Source organism: Rhodopirellula maiorica SM1 (genome assembly GCF_000346295.1).
In the GTDB taxonomy this organism is placed as follows: domain Bacteria; phylum Planctomycetota; class Planctomycetia; order Pirellulales; family Pirellulaceae; genus Novipirellula; species Novipirellula maiorica.
Map to the genome: position 1 here is coordinate 1 of NZ_ANOG01000446.1, position 15671 is coordinate 15671.

The 15671-nt window shown below is 53.9% G+C and carries 12 protein-coding genes; 6 read left to right on the plus strand and 6 right to left on the minus strand.

Features of this window, described 5'->3' with window-relative positions; genetic code table 11:
- The coding region (locus RMSM_RS14140; RefSeq protein WP_040766607.1) for an efflux RND transporter permease subunit at positions 1-1858 on the plus strand (1858 nt) is incomplete at its 5' end.
- A 69-nt stretch (positions 1859-1927) separates the two neighbouring features.
- On the opposite strand, the gene RMSM_RS14145 is transcribed toward RMSM_RS14140, so the two are convergent.
- The 3 genes from RMSM_RS14145 to RMSM_RS14155 all read right to left on the minus strand — a co-directional run bounded on the left by RMSM_RS14145 (position 1928) and on the right by RMSM_RS14155 (position 4019).
- Complete coding sequence (locus RMSM_RS14145) at positions 1928-2218, minus strand: putative quinol monooxygenase (RefSeq protein ID WP_008697192.1); 291 nt, start codon at positions 2216-2218, stop codon at positions 1928-1930.
- Positions 2219-2442: 224 nt separating this feature from the next.
- Positions 2443-3165: a hypothetical protein gene (locus tag RMSM_RS14150; protein WP_144057641.1), complete on the minus strand. Its 723-nt coding sequence runs from the start codon at positions 3163-3165 to the stop codon at positions 2443-2445.
- 149 nt (positions 3166-3314) lie between these two features.
- Positions 3315-4019: a PTS sugar transporter subunit IIA gene (locus RMSM_RS14155; RefSeq protein ID WP_236622132.1), complete on the minus strand. Its 705-nt coding sequence runs from the start codon at positions 4017-4019 to the stop codon at positions 3315-3317.
- A 344-nt stretch (positions 4020-4363) separates the two neighbouring features.
- Between RMSM_RS14155 and RMSM_RS14160 the strand changes: the two genes are divergently transcribed.
- The 4 genes from RMSM_RS14160 to RMSM_RS36865 all read left to right on the plus strand — a co-directional run bounded on the left by RMSM_RS14160 (position 4364) and on the right by RMSM_RS36865 (position 10490).
- Positions 4364-5911, plus strand: a complete 1548-nt coding sequence (locus tag RMSM_RS14160; protein WP_236622133.1) for a hypothetical protein — start codon at positions 4364-4366, stop codon at positions 5909-5911.
- A 688-nt stretch (positions 5912-6599) separates the two neighbouring features.
- Complete coding sequence (locus RMSM_RS41775) at positions 6600-7478, plus strand: glycine/sarcosine N-methyltransferase (protein WP_008697203.1); 879 nt, start codon at positions 6600-6602, stop codon at positions 7476-7478.
- Positions 7475-8317, plus strand: coding sequence for an SAM-dependent methyltransferase (locus tag RMSM_RS41780; protein WP_008697204.1), 843 nt, complete (start codon positions 7475-7477; stop codon positions 8315-8317). The genes RMSM_RS41775 and RMSM_RS41780 overlap by 4 nt, the downstream gene beginning before the upstream one ends.
- 322 nt (positions 8318-8639) lie before the next feature.
- The gene (locus RMSM_RS36865) at positions 8640-10490 is read left to right on the plus strand and encodes a BCCT family transporter (protein ID WP_236622134.1); all 1851 of its coding nucleotides are present in this window, start codon (positions 8640-8642) and stop codon (positions 10488-10490) included.
- A 5-nt stretch (positions 10491-10495) separates the two neighbouring features.
- Here the strand turns inward: RMSM_RS36865 and RMSM_RS14180 are convergent, their stop codons facing one another.
- A complete protein-coding gene (locus RMSM_RS14180) occupies positions 10496-11221 on the minus strand; it encodes an FkbM family methyltransferase (RefSeq protein ID WP_081614157.1) in 726 nt (241 codons plus the stop codon).
- Between the two features lie 262 nt (positions 11222-11483).
- On the opposite strand from RMSM_RS14180, the gene RMSM_RS14190 reads away from it, so the two are divergent.
- Entirely contained in the window at positions 11484-12593 is a 1110-nt protein-coding gene (locus tag RMSM_RS14190; RefSeq protein WP_144057643.1) for an alpha/beta hydrolase family protein, read from the plus strand.
- A gap of 106 nt (positions 12594-12699) precedes the next feature.
- On the opposite strand, the gene RMSM_RS14195 is transcribed toward RMSM_RS14190, so the two are convergent.
- A complete protein-coding gene (locus tag RMSM_RS14195; RefSeq protein ID WP_201767035.1) occupies positions 12700-14016 on the minus strand; it encodes a GDSL-type esterase/lipase family protein in 1317 nt (438 codons plus the stop codon).
- A gap of 82 nt (positions 14017-14098) precedes the next feature.
- On the minus strand, positions 14099-15671 hold a 1573-nt coding region (locus RMSM_RS14200), incomplete at its 5' end, for a right-handed parallel beta-helix repeat-containing protein (protein WP_040766612.1).

Genomic DNA, 15671 nt, shown 5'->3' on the forward strand with positions numbered 1-15671 from the left:
GTTCCTGCCGCTGATGTTCTTTGATGGCACATGGGGCGATTACGCTCGCCAAGTGCCACCGGTGGTAGCGCCGGTGTTATTGTTCTCGCTAGTCGAATCAAAACTGATCTTGCCGGCGCACCTAAAGCATCTTCGCCGGAAAACGGGACGGGGCTGGTTTGCAAGATTCCAAAATGCGATCGCAACCGGCTTGGAACGCTTTATCGACGCTATCTATAGTCCATCACTGAAAAACGCGATGCGTCATCGCTGGGCCGTGATCGCGAGCTTTGTTTCACTCGCATTGTTGATGGCCGGGTACTGCGTTGGTGGACGAATGGGATTCGTTGCGTTTCCGAGCGTCGACAATACCAAAATCAGTGCGATGTTGGATCTGCCGGACGACACGCCACTGGAAGTCACGGAGCGTTACATCGATCGCATTTCCGATGCGCTTGATCAATTGGCGAGCGAGTATGTGGATCCTGGGACCGGGCAATCGCTCGTTCAAAACGTTGTCCGTATGAGCGGTGGTCGCCGGCCGGGAGCGAATTTTGACAAATCACGCGGCTATATGGCGTTTGAGGTGCTGCCACCTGAACAGCGAACGGTGCCGGGGCCAAAGAACAACGAACTCGCAACACGGTGGAGCGAGCTTGTCGGCGAAATCCCCGAAGCGCGGCGGTTCGAAACGCGGTCCGAAGCAGCGATGGTTCGCGACGACCAATTCGACGACGAAGATCTGAACATCGAACTACGCGGACCTTCGTCGCCCGAGAAGAGAGCGGTCGCTCGCGAAATCAAAACCATGTTGGAAGGTTATGGTGAGCTGAAGGGACAGTTTGCTAATGTCACCGAAGGTCAGGACGAACTGGAGATCAGTTTGAAGCCGCGTGCAGCCGAGCTAGGGTTGACCCAGTCGGTGTTGGCTAGCCAGATTCGGCAAGCTTTTTTCGGTGAAGAAGCTCAGCGGCTGCAACGCGGTATAGACGATATTCGCGTAATGGTGCGATTGCCGTTGCAGGCCCGTCGGTCATTGCACACACTGGACCGCATGAAGATCCGCACGCCTCGTGGTGCGGAGGTACCACTGCAAACGGTGGCGACAATTAAACTAGCCAAGGCACCTTCGTTCGTTGAGCGAAATGACCGCGCCGAGATCATTCGGTTGGGCGCACAACCGGTGGATGAGACGGTTGACGTCGTTGGGATCTCGAAGGAATTGACACCGAAGCTCGATGCGTTGTGCATCAAACATGGGTTGTCGTACCAGTTTCTCGGTTATGTCGCAGAAGCCGAGAAAACGAAACAGCAAACGATCATTGGTTCAGCACTGTTATTCTTAACGTTATACGGGCTGCTGGCGATCGCGTTGAAGTCGCTGATTCAGCCGATCTACGTGTTACTCGCAGTTCCTTTCGCAATCATCGGAGCACTAGTCGGTCACATCGTATTGGACCTGACGCCATCCTACTTGTCGATTTTCGGGATGTTGGCGTTGGCGGGAATCGCGGTCAATGACACGTTGGTGATGGTTGATTTCATCAACCGTCGTCGCAGTGAGGGAGTGTCGCTGTTGGATGCGGCACTCGAAGCGGGCGGAAAACGATTTCGGCCAATCTTCCTGACGTCGATCACGACCTTTGTTGGCTTGTTGCCACTGATGTTGGACGAATCGATCCAGGCCCAATTCTTGATTCCCATGGCCGCTTCACTCGCTTTCGGAGTGTTGTTCGCAACGGCGATCACACTGTACATGGTGCCCTGTGCCGTGCTGGCAGGGGCAGACGTGGCCCAATACGCAAAAGCGATCGCAAGATGGTACTGGTCGCCAATTTCACGGCAAACCACTGGGTCAGAATCGCTGAATGCGAACTGAAAAGTACTCGATTTTAGAAACAGCAGGCCTCACCGTGGGTGTCGCCGCTGACGAGCGGTTCGCTCGCTACTAATGGACCTTGGTCATTTCGTAGATGCTCAGTTCTTCAATGGCGTCTTCGGTCGCCGCGGCAAGTGCTTTCACATGATTGCTGTTAGAGTGCATCTGCCAAAGTTCTCGCGATTCCCAGTTCTCGTAGAACAAAAAGTGCGCAGGGTCATCGTTGTCTTGATGCAAGTCGTACTGAACGCAGCCTGGTTCGGCGACAGTAGGATCGATCAGCTTCAGTAGTTCGGATTTGACCAAGTCGACTTTGTCTGCGTTGGCTTTGATGTTTGCGACGATTGTCAAATGGGGCATGTCTATAATCCTTGGTGCGGTGGTTCGTTAAACGCAGAGAAATGTGAACGACCAAAACGGAACTTGCGTTCGTGGACGGCCGAAACGCGGGCTTCCAATCAGCGGCCCAAGCGTCATCGTATCGTTTTTTGTGAAAGCCTTCGACCGCAGTCACGCCGACGACGCGGTCTGCATCGCCATCAAACTCGCTGGCGACTGCGGAACGGGTGATGTCGCACCGCAGATTATGCGGCGAGCTTTTCGCGGTATGGTTGTGTTGCCACCTGCTGATGTGCGCCCCCGATCCACTGGGTCAATCCGCGAATGGAGTAGGGTTTCGCTAACACCAGCTGGACGCCGGCGGACTCGGCCGCAGCGATTTGATGATACCGCGGTGTGTTGGCAACCCAAGCATGCGAGCTTCGTCCGGTAGGATCGATGGCGGCCATTCGCGATACCCAACGTTGACGCGTGTCGGCGGTGGCGACCGAGTCATCCCAAATGACTCGGTCCAGGTTGCGGATCCGCAGCGAATCGTCATGTCGCATCCAAATTGCGGAAGCACCGCACCCCGACGCAATGTCTAGCAACGGTTCGGCGATCGGAAGGGTTGCGGCGATCACGGCCACGGTAATTTTTTGATCGGCGATTCGCACCGGATGTGCCGCCGAGCCTAACATCCAACGCGGCACTTGTTGTCGCCACAGCATCGCGTTGTATACCGACAATCGCGACGCGGCTTCAGATTTTGCCGCTGCCGCCACCGCAAAACGCTCGGTGTGTCGTACGCCTTCGCACGCCGCACCCAACAAAACCATCCCCTGAGCGTCTTGGTAGCGGCCGAGCAATAGATTGACGTGGTTCCAATCAAAGTCGCCACGATGATTGCGAGAGACGATGATTCGGTCGACTGTCGAGGCAGGCCGCTCAAGCGCATCTCGCAACGAGTGACGAAAAGCGATCTGCAACGAATTCGATTCGGCGAACTGGTAACACGCATGAAACTCGTTGGAAGTTCTGTGACCGATCCACATTAATGTCCGGCATGGCAATGATGATGCTTCGGGGAGAGAGTATTCACGCATTGATGTCGATCCGGCTGGTGTTTATCTGTCGGTCAAAGCTCGTCGACGCGTTCTTCGCACGCATGGATCGCGTGCCACGCTTCGCCAGGCGTTGTACTTGAGCGTAGTTCAGCCAAGAATGAGTCGTCGACGATCATACGGCTGAGCTTTGCTAGAATACGAAGGTGCGTCCGATCGTCGTAAGAGCAAATTAGAAAGAAAACATCCGTCAATTGGCCACGATCTGAAAACGGGATCGCCGAGGGACAAAGCCCGAGTGCGATCACCGAATCAGCCAGGATCGACGTTTGAGGACGACGGGGGTGCAATAGTGCCACGCCACAGTCCAACGCCGTGGGATGCATCTGCTCGCGTGCCTGAACCGCTTCGGCCATCGCAGGGGCGTCCCACATCATGCCGCTGTTGGCCGCCAACCCGCACATTGATCGAATCACGCTGCCGCGAGTGCGAGCGTTCAAGGGGATCTCGATGGCGTCAACGGTACACAGTTCATGGATCGGACGATCGACGGCGGTTGGCGAGACACGGTCGAGAACTTTTTGGACCTGATCCAATTCGTCCGGATCGCTGGCCCCAATTCGCTCTTCGAGCCAGTGGTGGATTTCCGCTTTGGCAAAACGCCACTGCCCCCCCACTTTGCGTGCTGGGATGCGGCCGCGATCTGCCATTTTCAGGACTTGGTCCGGGGTGACGTGAAGGTATTCCGCAATACGAGCGGCATCGAGATCTTCCATCATGACAATTGTTTTGACTGTTTTGAGAAAGCGGTAGCAAAACCACGGGCCTGGACGTTGTTTGAGCCTACGACAGTGTTTTAAGCAACCTGAGTACCAAAGTCATGGGGCCATCTGTACGGGATTCCGAAACGCGTCGATTGGGACTTTAGCATTGACAGCGAAACAATTTGCCAGGTATTTCCAGGAACGGCTAAAGTCGCCTTGCGGATCGGTCGCACAGCCGGCTGCGGAACCACTCCAACGAACTCTCAGAGCAGGATCCTATGATTCGCTGGCTCCCTACGACCATCCATCATCTCTTTTGCCTGCAATCCGTCGTTTCGGAAAATCAGGACGCAAGGAAAATGCGCCGTTTCGTGGCATCTTCGCTCGTTCGCCGTCATCACGCTGCGTCGTCATCAACGTGGTTCAGAGCAAGCGGGTTGTTGTTTGGGGTGATCGCATCGTTTTCGATGATCGGCAGCGTGACCGCGCAGAGCGGGTTCCAATCGAGCAACACGCCAATTTCGCCGGGGGTTCCGTTCGGAGGTCAATCGCCGGTCGACATCCCCCAAACGAATCTTCAACCGATGGGCAGCGGCGGTTTTTCGAGCAGTCCGGCTGCCGCCTCGCCATTTTCGTCGGTGTCGCCGTCGATTGGGGGCAATTTTGATCCTTACGCCACTGGGGCTGCTGGTTTGCCTAGCTACCCAGCCCCAAGCGTTCCGCCGGGCACTTCATTCGCGCCCGTCCAAGTGCCCGGAACGTTGCTGCCCGCGTCGCGGCCTGGAGGAGAAAGTCTATTTAGCCGAATTTTTTCGAATTCCGGTTCCAGTCCGGTCATGCCTACTGCGACGACCGGATACGGCGGCTCGGCATACGGAGGCACCTCGAGTACGACGATCATGCCCCCGGCGAACTATGGTGCAAACAGCTACGGGCCACCTGCGTATGGTCCGAGCACCGGTTTTGACACCGGAGTCCCATTGTCGGGGCCTGTATACCCCAGCACGGTGTATCCGTCGGTTGGACCAACGACGCTTTTCCCCGGTGGCATCTTTGGCGGCAATGGCAGTGTGTTCGGCAGCGGCAGCGAATTTAGCGCGTATCGATTTCTGCAGGGGCCGCGAATCCGCCACTCCTATCTCGGCTCGACGGACGACCCCGACTCGTTGGGGATCAATGACACCGATGTCTCGGTGGTTTTTGCCTGGCAAAACTTTTTGTATTCGAGCCAACCGCTGATGATCGCCCCTTCGTTTTCGCTGCATCTTTGGGATGGCCCCGAGAACACGCCCGCGCAGAATGCGGACTTGCCAAGTAAAGCCTATAGCGGCTTCATCGACTTCGGTTGGCAAAGTGATCCAAATCAGATTCTAGGACTCGAGCTAGGGACTCGTATCGGTGTCTTCACCGACTTTGACACGATGAACAGCGACAGCCTGCGAGTGATGGGAAAAGGTTTGGTTAATTTCCGGTTAACGCCGGCGGCGACCATCAAGGGTGGCGTCTATGTGCTTGACCGCATCCGATACAACGTCATTCCCGCAGGTGGCATCTTGTGGCAACCTGACCCGTACTCGCGATATGACATTTTCTTTCCTCAACCCAAATTGGCGCACTACTGGAGAACCATTGGCACCCAAGACGTGTGGTGGTACCTAGGCGGCGAATATGGCGGCGGTTCGTGGACCGTCAAACGTGACAACAATGCAGAGCAGCAAGTCGATATCAATGATTTTCGTGTGATGCTTGGACTCGAATGGGGCCAGCACGAGTTTATTCAAGCCGGACGACGCAACGCATTTGTCGAAGTCGGCTACGTCTTTGACCGTGAGATCCTGTACGAAAACAAGGACAACAAATTCAGCCAAGATGACGCGATCATGTTCCGTGCCGGGATTGGCTATTAACAGGGGCATCGCTGCTACGACGTTGCCTCTGTAACCGCCTTAGCCAATCACCGTTCCAGCCGACTGTGGAAACACCGGGATCCGGTGCATCGGGGTGTACACTGCCGGCGTCGACGGTAGTAATCTAATTGAGATCCGTTATAATCTCGCTCGTCGGCAGATCAGCCACGTTAAACAAACAACGTCGCGACATCCCCAATTCCATTGTGGGGCCGTAACAGTGTGTTGTTTGCGTTAATGAACTGCTGTCTTTTGACTCCCCCTAATTTCGCGGTCTGCCAGCCGGGAAGATTGAGTGTCTCGGATGTTAACCGTTTGCTCAATGGCGAGCGTCAGTGGGGAGTGTTTGCAGGATGGAAACCGAAACAATACACCAGTGGAGTAGGACAGATGTTGCCGCTTTGGTTGCTGAATGACGGTCGTCGTGATCGATCACGCACCAAAACATTCCTGGTTTGCAACGTCCCGAGATTTTCGCGGCACGACTCCCAACCAAGACGCGGTTTCGTGCGTTAGGTGTTGCTAGCGTGATCACATTAGGAATGTGAAAATGTCTATCGACGTGGCCGTTGCCGCGTCCGATGTCTTCCTGAATGCAGATGGCAAGAAGAACCGAAGTGGCTGCGGGCGTGTTTCGTTAACACGTTGTCGTGCGGACGCTTGACTCTAATTTCAATTGAGGAAGTCGATGTCGATTCAGAAGGATGCGACGACAAATTCGATCGCGTTATCACCTCCGGAACAACAGTTCGGAATGAATCCGGTGAAGCAGCGTGAAACGGACAACTACGCCCAAGAGTATATCAAAGGGTTCGTCGATAAATGGGACGAATTGATTGATTGGGACAGCAGAGCCGAAAGCGAAGGCGACTTTTTTATTCAAGCGTTACGCAAGCATAATGTTCGCAAGGTGCTTGATGTTGCGACGGGAACAGGTTTCCATTCGGTCCGCTTGCTCGAAGCCGGGTTCGAGGTTGTCAGTGCCGACGGCAGTCCCGAGATGCTGGTCAAAGCGTTCGCCAATGCCAGTCATCGTGGTCATATCCTGCGTACGGTTCAAGCTGATTGGCGGTGGCTAAATCGAGACGTGCATGGTGAGTATGACGCGATCATCTGTCTTGGAAACTCGTTCACGCACATGTTCGAAGAACGGGATCGACGCAAGGCACTCGCTGAGTACTACGCGATGCTAAAGCACGATGGGATCCTGATTTTGGACCAACGAAACTATGATCGCATTCTCGATGATGGGTTCTCCAGTAAGCATACGTACTACTATTGCGGGGACAACGTTCGTGCGGCACCTGAACACATCGACGATGGGCTCGCTCGGTTCCGCTACGATTTTCCCGATGAGTCGTCCTACTACTTGAATATGTTTCCGCTGCGTAAAAACTACGTGCGACGGTTGATGCAGGAGGTCGGTTTTCAAAACATCGAAACCTTCGGCGATTTCCAAGAAACCTATCGTGACGAAGAACCCGATTTTTACATTCACGTTGCCGAGAAATCTTACGATTCAGTTGATGGGCAGAGCGACAACAAAGAAGGTGAGGTAGGAAAATGAGTTTGGACTATTCAGCCGCTGTAAATACGGCCCGCGAGTATTACAACAGCGAAGACGCGGACAACTTTTACGCCATCATCTGGGGCGGGGAGGACATTCACATTGGATGGTACGACAACGAGACCGAACCGATCGAAATCGCAAGTCGTCGCACCGTGACGCAGATGGCGGATCGGATCGCCGAAACGATTTCACCGAATTCGCGAGTCCTCGATTTGGGCGCCGGTTATGGTGGGGCCGCGCGGTATTTGGCCAAGCGGTTCGGTTGCAATGTCGTCGCCCTGAATCTTAGCGAAGCCGAGAACGAGCGAAGTCGAAAACTGAATGCAGAACAATCACTCGATCATCTCGTCGATGTAATTGACGGCAGTTTTGAAGAAATTCCGGCAGAGGACGCCAGCTTTGATTTTGTTTGGTCTCAGGATGCGATCCTCCACAGCGGTGATCGAAGCCGAGTGATCTCAGAGGTGTCGCGAGTTCTAAAGAGCGGCGGCGAGTTCCTGTTTACCGATCCGATGCAAGCCGATGATTGTCCGCCCGGTGTATTACAACCGATCTTGAGTCGCATCCATTTGGACACGCTTGCCTCGCCGCAGTTCTACGTTGACCAGGGCGACGCGGTGAACTTGACATTGGTCAATTTTGATTGCCAAACGCAACATTTGACGCGTCATTACTCTCGTGTGCTCGAAGAAACGTCGCGGCGTGAGTCCGAGATCATCAGCCTTATTTCGCCCGAATATATCGAGCGGATGAAGGCGGGATTGGGGCACTGGATCGATGGTGGTCGAAACGGCTATCTCGCATGGGGCATTTTTCACTTTGCCAAATCAGCCTAGGCGCTGTCTGAAAACGGCCTAAAGTTGCCTTTCGTTCCGCGAAAGTTGTGGGAAAAAGCAGCTTTCGCGAAGCGAGAAACCGCTTTTCAAACAGAGCCAAAACGGGAATTGGCGCAGCAACGTAAAAAGTCGATTGCGGTTAAACCGAAATGTCGTGGTGGATTGTGGATAAAATCCACTTCATGACGACAGGGAAAGAAGATCCACTAGGTAAGGGATCTGTGATGAGATTTATGACGTGGGAACGAGTTTGATGACGGCACAACCAATACGATCGGTTCGGAAAAGCGTTTTTGGAGTTGAGATCGAGGCGCATCCGGTCGTGTTTCCTGTGTCAGCATTCGTCGTCATCGCGTTTGTCATTGCAACCGCCGCTGCCCCTCGACGGGCGTTGATCTTCTTTGACTATCTGCAAAGCAAGATTGCCGAATCATTCAGCTGGCTGTATCTCGCATCGATGACTGGGTTCCTGCTGTTCGCCATCTATCTGTGTTTCAGTCGGTTTGGAAACATTCGCTTGGGCAGCGACGACGAACGACCCGAGTTCTCAACGGTCACTTGGTTTGCGATGCTGTTCAGTGCAGGCATGGGGATCGGGATGCTGTTCTTCGGTGTTGCCGAACCGATGCTTCATTTCGTCGATCCGCCAAATATTCGAAACGGGGTGGTCGCTAGCGCCGAAAGCCTCGCTGCGGCACGTGGTGCAATGGGGATCACGCTGTTCCATTGGTGCTTGCATCCCTGGGCACTGTATTCGTTGGTGGGTGTGTCGCTTGCCTATTTCAGTTTTCGACGTGGTTTGCCACTTAGCTTCCGCTCGGTGTTTTACCCAATATTGGGGAAGCGTATCCATGGTCTACTTGGCGACTCGATCGATATCCTTGCGGTAGTGGCGACTCTGTTTGGTTTGGCCACCTCGCTCGGACTTGGTGCGAAACAAATCAACGCGGGCTTGAGCTTCGTGTTCGGATTGCCTCAGAGCACGACGGTGCAAATCATCTTGATCACTTGTATTACGACATTAGCCGTAGGCTCGTTGTTGTCAGGGCTTCATGTTGGGGTACGCCGATTGAGTGAGCTGAATATGTTGCTAGCTGGATCGCTGTTGTTGTTTCTGTTTGTTGCGGGACCGACGGTTTATTTGCTAGGCGCGGTGGTCGACAACGCGGGCGCTTATGCCGAGCGTTTGCCGCACGCATCGTTTTGGACTGCCAGCTACGCGAGATCTAGCAAGTCGCAATGGCTTGCCAGTTGGACGGTGTTCTATTGGGGATGGTGGATCGCGTGGTCTCCGTTCGTGGGCATGTTCATCGCTCGTGTATCGCGAGGCCGAACCATCCGCGAATTTATCACCGGTGTACTGCTGGTGCCTACCGCGGTGGCGATTCTTTGGTTGACCGGCTTCGGAAACACCGCAATGCATCAAGAAATCTACAAGGCGTTGAATGCGGACGCTCCGGCCGCCACGGCATTTTACGATTACAGCCCCCAGTCGTATGCGGTCCAACAACTCGACCCACAATCGGGACTGCCGCAAAGCGAAGACGGCGAATGGTTGATCGGCGCGACCGCCATCGGGGTCGCCAGCCCACAGGGCGTCAAAATGCGACAACAGGCGTCGCGGTTGGTGACGAAATCAGGCAACGCGGTCGAGTATTATCGTGGCGTGCTGGTGCACGCGGGAACCGAAATCCCCTATCACCCATCGGTTGAGGAACGCTTCGACGGTCGATACAAGTCCGAGGACACGTTGTTGAGTTTGGCGGGTTATCTTACCGAACCCGTGTTGACATCGTCCCATCGCGGGCGTGTCGACACGACGGCGACCGCGATGTTTGTGATGCTGGGATCGTACCCCTTTGCCACAATAACGGCACTGGCGGGAATCGTGTGCGTTATTCTATTCTTCGTCACATCGTCAGATTCGGCATCGCTGGTGGCGGATATTATTGCCTCGGGTGGCAGCCACAATCCGACGATCGGAACACGATTGTTCTGGGGGATTTTGGAAGGCGTGTTGGCGTCGGTCTTGTTGTTGGCCGGAGGGCTGAAAGCATTGCAAACAGGATCGATCGCGATTGGGTTGCCGTTCTGTGTGCTGATTATCGTGATGTGTGTCAGTTTGATGAAGGCGTTACGTCAGGAAACGAACACAGAAACGCCTACCGCGTAGCGGTATTATCGCCAACCAAGCAGTTGCACCTGTTTCGCACCAACACGGTTCTTCCAGGCATCCAAATGCCTCGGCAACGCGTGGTCATCAAAACGAGATTCGGCTTCAACACAAAAGCCCGAGTCGCGAAGGATTTGTTCGATCTGTGCCGACGAGTTGTATTGGGTGCTGTCGTCGGTCTCATGGACTTCGACGTAGATTGCAGCGACGCGGTCGAGCTGTCCCGCAATCTCGGTCAACACGCGTTGCTCAGCGCCTTCGATATCAAGCTTTAGAAACGCAACATCCCGTTCGGCGATGTAGTTTGACAATCGTTTGCACTTGACCATGGTTTGGGCGGTTCCATCTCGCTGACCCCATGCGGGATCGATCGAGTTGCCTCGCGCATCGCCGCGGACCGAGACATCCCCGTAGAACGGAACCTGCTCGTCGCAGTCGGATACCGCGGCGTTGATACAGCGGACGCTGGGGATATCGTTGGCATCCATATTGGCTTGCAATATTTTGAACGCAAACGGATCGGGTTCAAAGCAAACGATTTCCGCACCCGGCCATCGTGTTTTCCATTCCAACACCGAGACGCCGATGTTGGCGCCGCAATCGATGATTAACGGGCGGTCGTCCGTCGGGGTGAAAAACGAAGGAAACTCGTCGATTTGCCGAACCATCGACTCGGCCGCTTCGCGGTTTTCGAAGAGCAACTTATAGCCGCGAAATTTCATTCGTTGCATTGAAATCGGTGTGAAAGGCAGGAGGAAGTGGACGTTTGACCGCAGAAAGTTTATCGACGTTTTTTAAGTCAAACGGCAACGTTTGGCGATACCCAAGACCGATAACAGCGGGCTCGGCTGATTTTGGAGGCGAAAAACGCTGGAAATGCATCGCGCTTGCCAGTGGCTTGGCTCGCTTTGATAATAGAGTTGCAGGCCAGGATTCTCCCTTGTTCAAAAGGACACTGGGACAAATGCAATTTGAAAACCAAAGAAACTGCTGATGTGCCGTCTAATCTCTCATCTCGTTTTTGTGTTCGTTTCATTGTTGGTTGTCGGCGATACGCTTCACGCTGATGATCCGGCCAAGGATACCGCTCGACAAGAACGCGTGCCGAGTGCCGAGCGACTCGAGCAGTTGCTGAAGCGTTTTCCCGACGCTGACACGAACAAGGACGGTGTGCTGAACGCACAGGAGGTTCGTGAATACCGAGCCAAAGTGAGCGAGCGAAAGTCAAAGCAAAAACAAGGCGATCGTGCGACTCCGACGCATGCCGATGTCTCCTACGGAGATCATTCACGCAATGTCCTCGATTTCTATCAGGTCGAATCGGATCAACCCACTCCCCTAATCGTGTACATCCATGGGGGCGGTTTCGTAGGCGGGGATAAACGTTCGATCAATCCGAAAATGGTCCGCGAGGCCAACGAAGCTGGCATCAGTGTGGCCTCGCTGCATTACCGATTCGTTGACGGTAAAGAAGTTTTGTTTCCGATCCCGCAACACGATTGTGCTCGAGCGTTACAGTTCCTGCGAAGCAAGGCGGACGCGTGGAATATCGATCCCAAGCGAGTCGCCGTCTATGGTGGTTCCGCGGGGGCAGGGATCAGCATGTGGCTTGGCTTTCACGACGATCTTGCGGACCCGAGCAGTGATGACCTTGTGGCGAGACAATCGACGCGTTTCGTGGCGATCGGAACAATGGGCGGCCAAGGGACGTATGATCCGATCAAAATCAAAAAATTGGTTGGCGGACGAGCGTGGGAACATCCCTCGATTTATCTGGTTTATGGGAACCATACCGCCGAAGAAACGCTGAACCCAACGCCAGAAAAACAATCGCTCTATGACGAAGCGTCGGCGATCACCCATCTGACCAAGGACGATCCGCCGCTCTATATGATCTACAGCGAGCCTGATGTCGTCCCGCCAAAGGATTCACGCCCCGGGCAATTCATTCACCATCCAAATTTTGGAAAACAATTGCAACAAGCAATGGACCAATTGGACATCAAAAACGTCTACGCACACACGTCAACGCGGGGAAAACGAAATCTACAATCCGAAATGCTTGACTTTTTTCGCGAGGCGTTTGCAAGCGTCAAGGATTAAGCAACAGCCAGGTATCATTGCTTAGGAATTTCGATTCCCCCCCCAAAAAAACTCGCTATAAAGTCCCGATTATGGCAAGGTTGAACGATGGCACGATAAGGCTGAACTATGGCATGACATCGCCGAGCACTAGGATTTGGCCAACTCGAATGTTTGTGCCTTGGAATTTGGCAGCCTTCAACTCGACTTCAGGATCTTTCAGACGGAAAGCGACACTTTGACGGTCGGGTTGGTCTGAGTCGACTTCAACTGTGACGGTGTGGACTTTGTTGGGATCCAATCCATTTGCGACTGTCATGGTCGCGATCCGGTGATAGGTACAGTAACTATCGAAACGAGGAATCAGCTTGGGCGTGCGCTCGCCATCAACCGTGATAATCACTTGTCCGCCATCGGGACCCAACAGATCGTACAATTGGGCCGACGAGCCACGGAAGCGGAATGTTAACTTGCTGCCTGGTTCGGTCGCCTCCCACAATGTCCCCATCCGATTGGCGAATCGTTTCGAAAGTGAATCGCTATCAGCTAGCTGTTCCCATTCGGGCGACAGCATCGATTGGTCGATTGGCACCATCTTCGCCGCTTGCAAATGATCCTCGACGAACGGTTTTTCAAGTTTCGATTCGTGATGAATCGGCCTGGATGTTTCACTGATTTGTTTGACGGCATCGGCGACAATGTCCGCGTAGATTTCATGACCTTCATCGAGCGGATGCACACCGTCTTTTGAAAACCGCACGACTCCGTCTGCGGTCGGATCGTCGGATTTGAAAATCAGTTTTCCAGCGGCTTCCAACTCGACAATTCGCTTGGCAAAGTTTATCGACGGGATTCCGTAATGATCCGCCAACATCTCCATTGCGGATGCCGCTCGGGGACAGAATCCGTTACGCAGATCATTTTCGTAACCGGTACGGAAGGTATAGACAAAACAGATATCGGTTTGCGGGTTGGCGGCCCAGGTTTGTCGCACGATGCCTTCCATCGCTTTCCAAATTTGTTCGGGCGCCGTACCACCATCGTTGACGGCAAATTCGACGAACAACAAATCCGGCTTGTGCTGCAATGCGTCCCGCTCGACTCGATAGACACCGAGATTGCTGCCCGTTCCTCCGATCGCAGCGTGAATTTCAGACACTTCGGCTTGAGGAAACTCTTTCGCAAACCATTTTCGCGTTTTGACCCGCCATCCATTGGCTGCGGTAATCGAGCCGCCTAGGTAGCCGATGCGGACCGGTTTTCCATCACGCAGTTTGCTCAGCACGTTCCCCAGCCCATCGCGAGAACGAACGAGTTCCGCTTTCACCGGGGCGAACGCCGGTGCGTCGGCGCTCAGACGGCCTGCGTCGACGGCGAACATCGTCGCGACGATCGCGGCTGAGAAGATGAACAAGCAGTTAAAGTTTCGTGTGATGGTTCTCAATGGTTGTCTCTGTTGTAATGGAGGGTGGTTTCGTGGGCACCGTACTAGATGATTTCTATATGCCAGCTGTAGATCAACGCCTCTATGGAATGACGCGGCGATACGAATCTTGAGTCAATCCGATCGTGTCCAGCGGGATTGGTTCAAACGACGGCAACATCTGCTGAAGACGCTCGAGATCAATTTGCGTTATGTTCGTTTCGTCTTCGTGATCCAGTCCAATTACGATCGGTTCCTCGGCGGAACCGGTTCGGTTCTCAAAACCATCAATGTCCGGGGCGTTCGCGACACCCTTGGCCGCCCCTTTCGTATTCACCGCCACATTGTCGTTGATCCGCAGCTTTGCCAACACTTTTTTAGCATTGGTATCTAGGTTCCAAACTTGTTTGGCACAATCGACGAAAACATTTCGCTGGAATTCGTTGTGCAGTGGCTCTCGAGGCGAGTCGTCCATGATGCGTGCTAAGGTCGGGTAACGATCACTCCAAGGTGGTTGTTGGTAGTTCCTTTCGTTTGCCTTACGCTCGAGTTGCCAGCTGGTATCGGTGGGGCTGTTCCACTGTTTCCAAGTCATCCCACGCGAATCAAGGTGCATGCCAATCGGGCAATCGATCACCAAGTTGTTGAGGATGCGATTGTCTCGACCGCCGCCGATCATGATCGCGCGGCCAGCGCGGAGGAACACGTTTCCTTCGATCGTGTCACCGCTATCGCAATCATCCAGATAGACGCCCATCGTGTTGACGTGAGTCGAATCGCTACTGCCCAGGTCATGAATGTAATTGTGCCGCAAAACATTACCTTGGCTGGTCCAATCGCGGCCGGTATAGAATGCGCCGGAGTCACCTGTTTCCATGACGACTCGGTAGATTTCGTTTCGTTCGAAACGATGTTCGTTTCCGCCGTACTGGATGGCATTGTGAGGCGCATCATGGATACAGTTGTTGGTGACGATTTGCCCGCAGCCGTTGACCCCGATGCCTGGAGCGTAGGACCGTTGGAACAGACCGTAGTGATGAATGTGGTTGTTGATGGCGCGATTGTTCGCGACCGTTAATGTGTTGCGGTCGCCACCGTTGAGCGAGATGCCCCTGGTGCCTAGGTGATAGAGGTCGCAAGATCGGACGGTGTTGTTGGAACCGTCGATCGAGATCCCACCGCGACCGAGATTGGCAATCACACAACCCGCGATTTCAATTGCCTCGCTGCGTTTGATCTGGATCCCGTCGCCGTGACTATATTCAAAGGCTAACCCTTGGAATTTGACATGCTTCGTGTTGTCAATTCTAAACAGCGGTTGATCAACGACAGCTAATTCAATGTTTGCATCGGCAAATTTGGCTTCGGGGTAGTAGTAGAGTTTTCTGTCACTTCGATCGAGATACCACTCGCCGGGCGAGTCAAGTTCATCAAGCGTGTTGAAGGCAAAGAAGCGACGTTTTGCAGCTCCCCATGTGCCCGCCATGATGCCGTAGTTGTGCGGTGCGGCGAGTTTTATAACGTGGTTTGTCGGGTCATACGAATCAATACGAATCACTTCGTCGTACCAATCGTGAGTCCAGTATCCCTGCAGCCATACGCCGGCGTCGAGATTCCATGTTGCGACTCGCGGTTCGTCAAATACAAACGATCCTCCTCGCGGCTTGCGGCGTGCA

What these genes read in the sequence shown, in the direction of transcription:
- RMSM_RS14145 (WP_008697192.1), bottom strand. Translation starts at nt 2,218, where the DNA reads ATGCCCCATTTGACAATCGTCGCAAACATCAAAGCCAACGCAGACAAA.
- RMSM_RS14155 (WP_236622132.1), bottom strand. Translation starts at nt 4,019, where the DNA reads ATGATGGAAGATCTCGATGCCGCTCGTATTGCGGAATACCTTCACGTC.
- RMSM_RS14160 (WP_236622133.1), top strand. Translation starts at nt 4,364, where the DNA reads ATGCGCCGTTTCGTGGCATCTTCGCTCGTTCGCCGTCATCACGCTGCG.
- RMSM_RS41775 (WP_008697203.1), top strand. Translation starts at nt 6,600, where the DNA reads ATGTCGATTCAGAAGGATGCGACGACAAATTCGATCGCGTTATCACCT.
- RMSM_RS41780 (WP_008697204.1), top strand. Translation starts at nt 7,475, where the DNA reads ATGAGTTTGGACTATTCAGCCGCTGTAAATACGGCCCGCGAGTATTAC.
- RMSM_RS14180 (WP_081614157.1), bottom strand. Translation starts at nt 11,221, where the DNA reads ATGCAACGAATGAAATTTCGCGGCTATAAGTTGCTCTTCGAAAACCGC.
- RMSM_RS14190 (WP_144057643.1), top strand. Translation starts at nt 11,484, where the DNA reads ATGTGCCGTCTAATCTCTCATCTCGTTTTTGTGTTCGTTTCATTGTTG.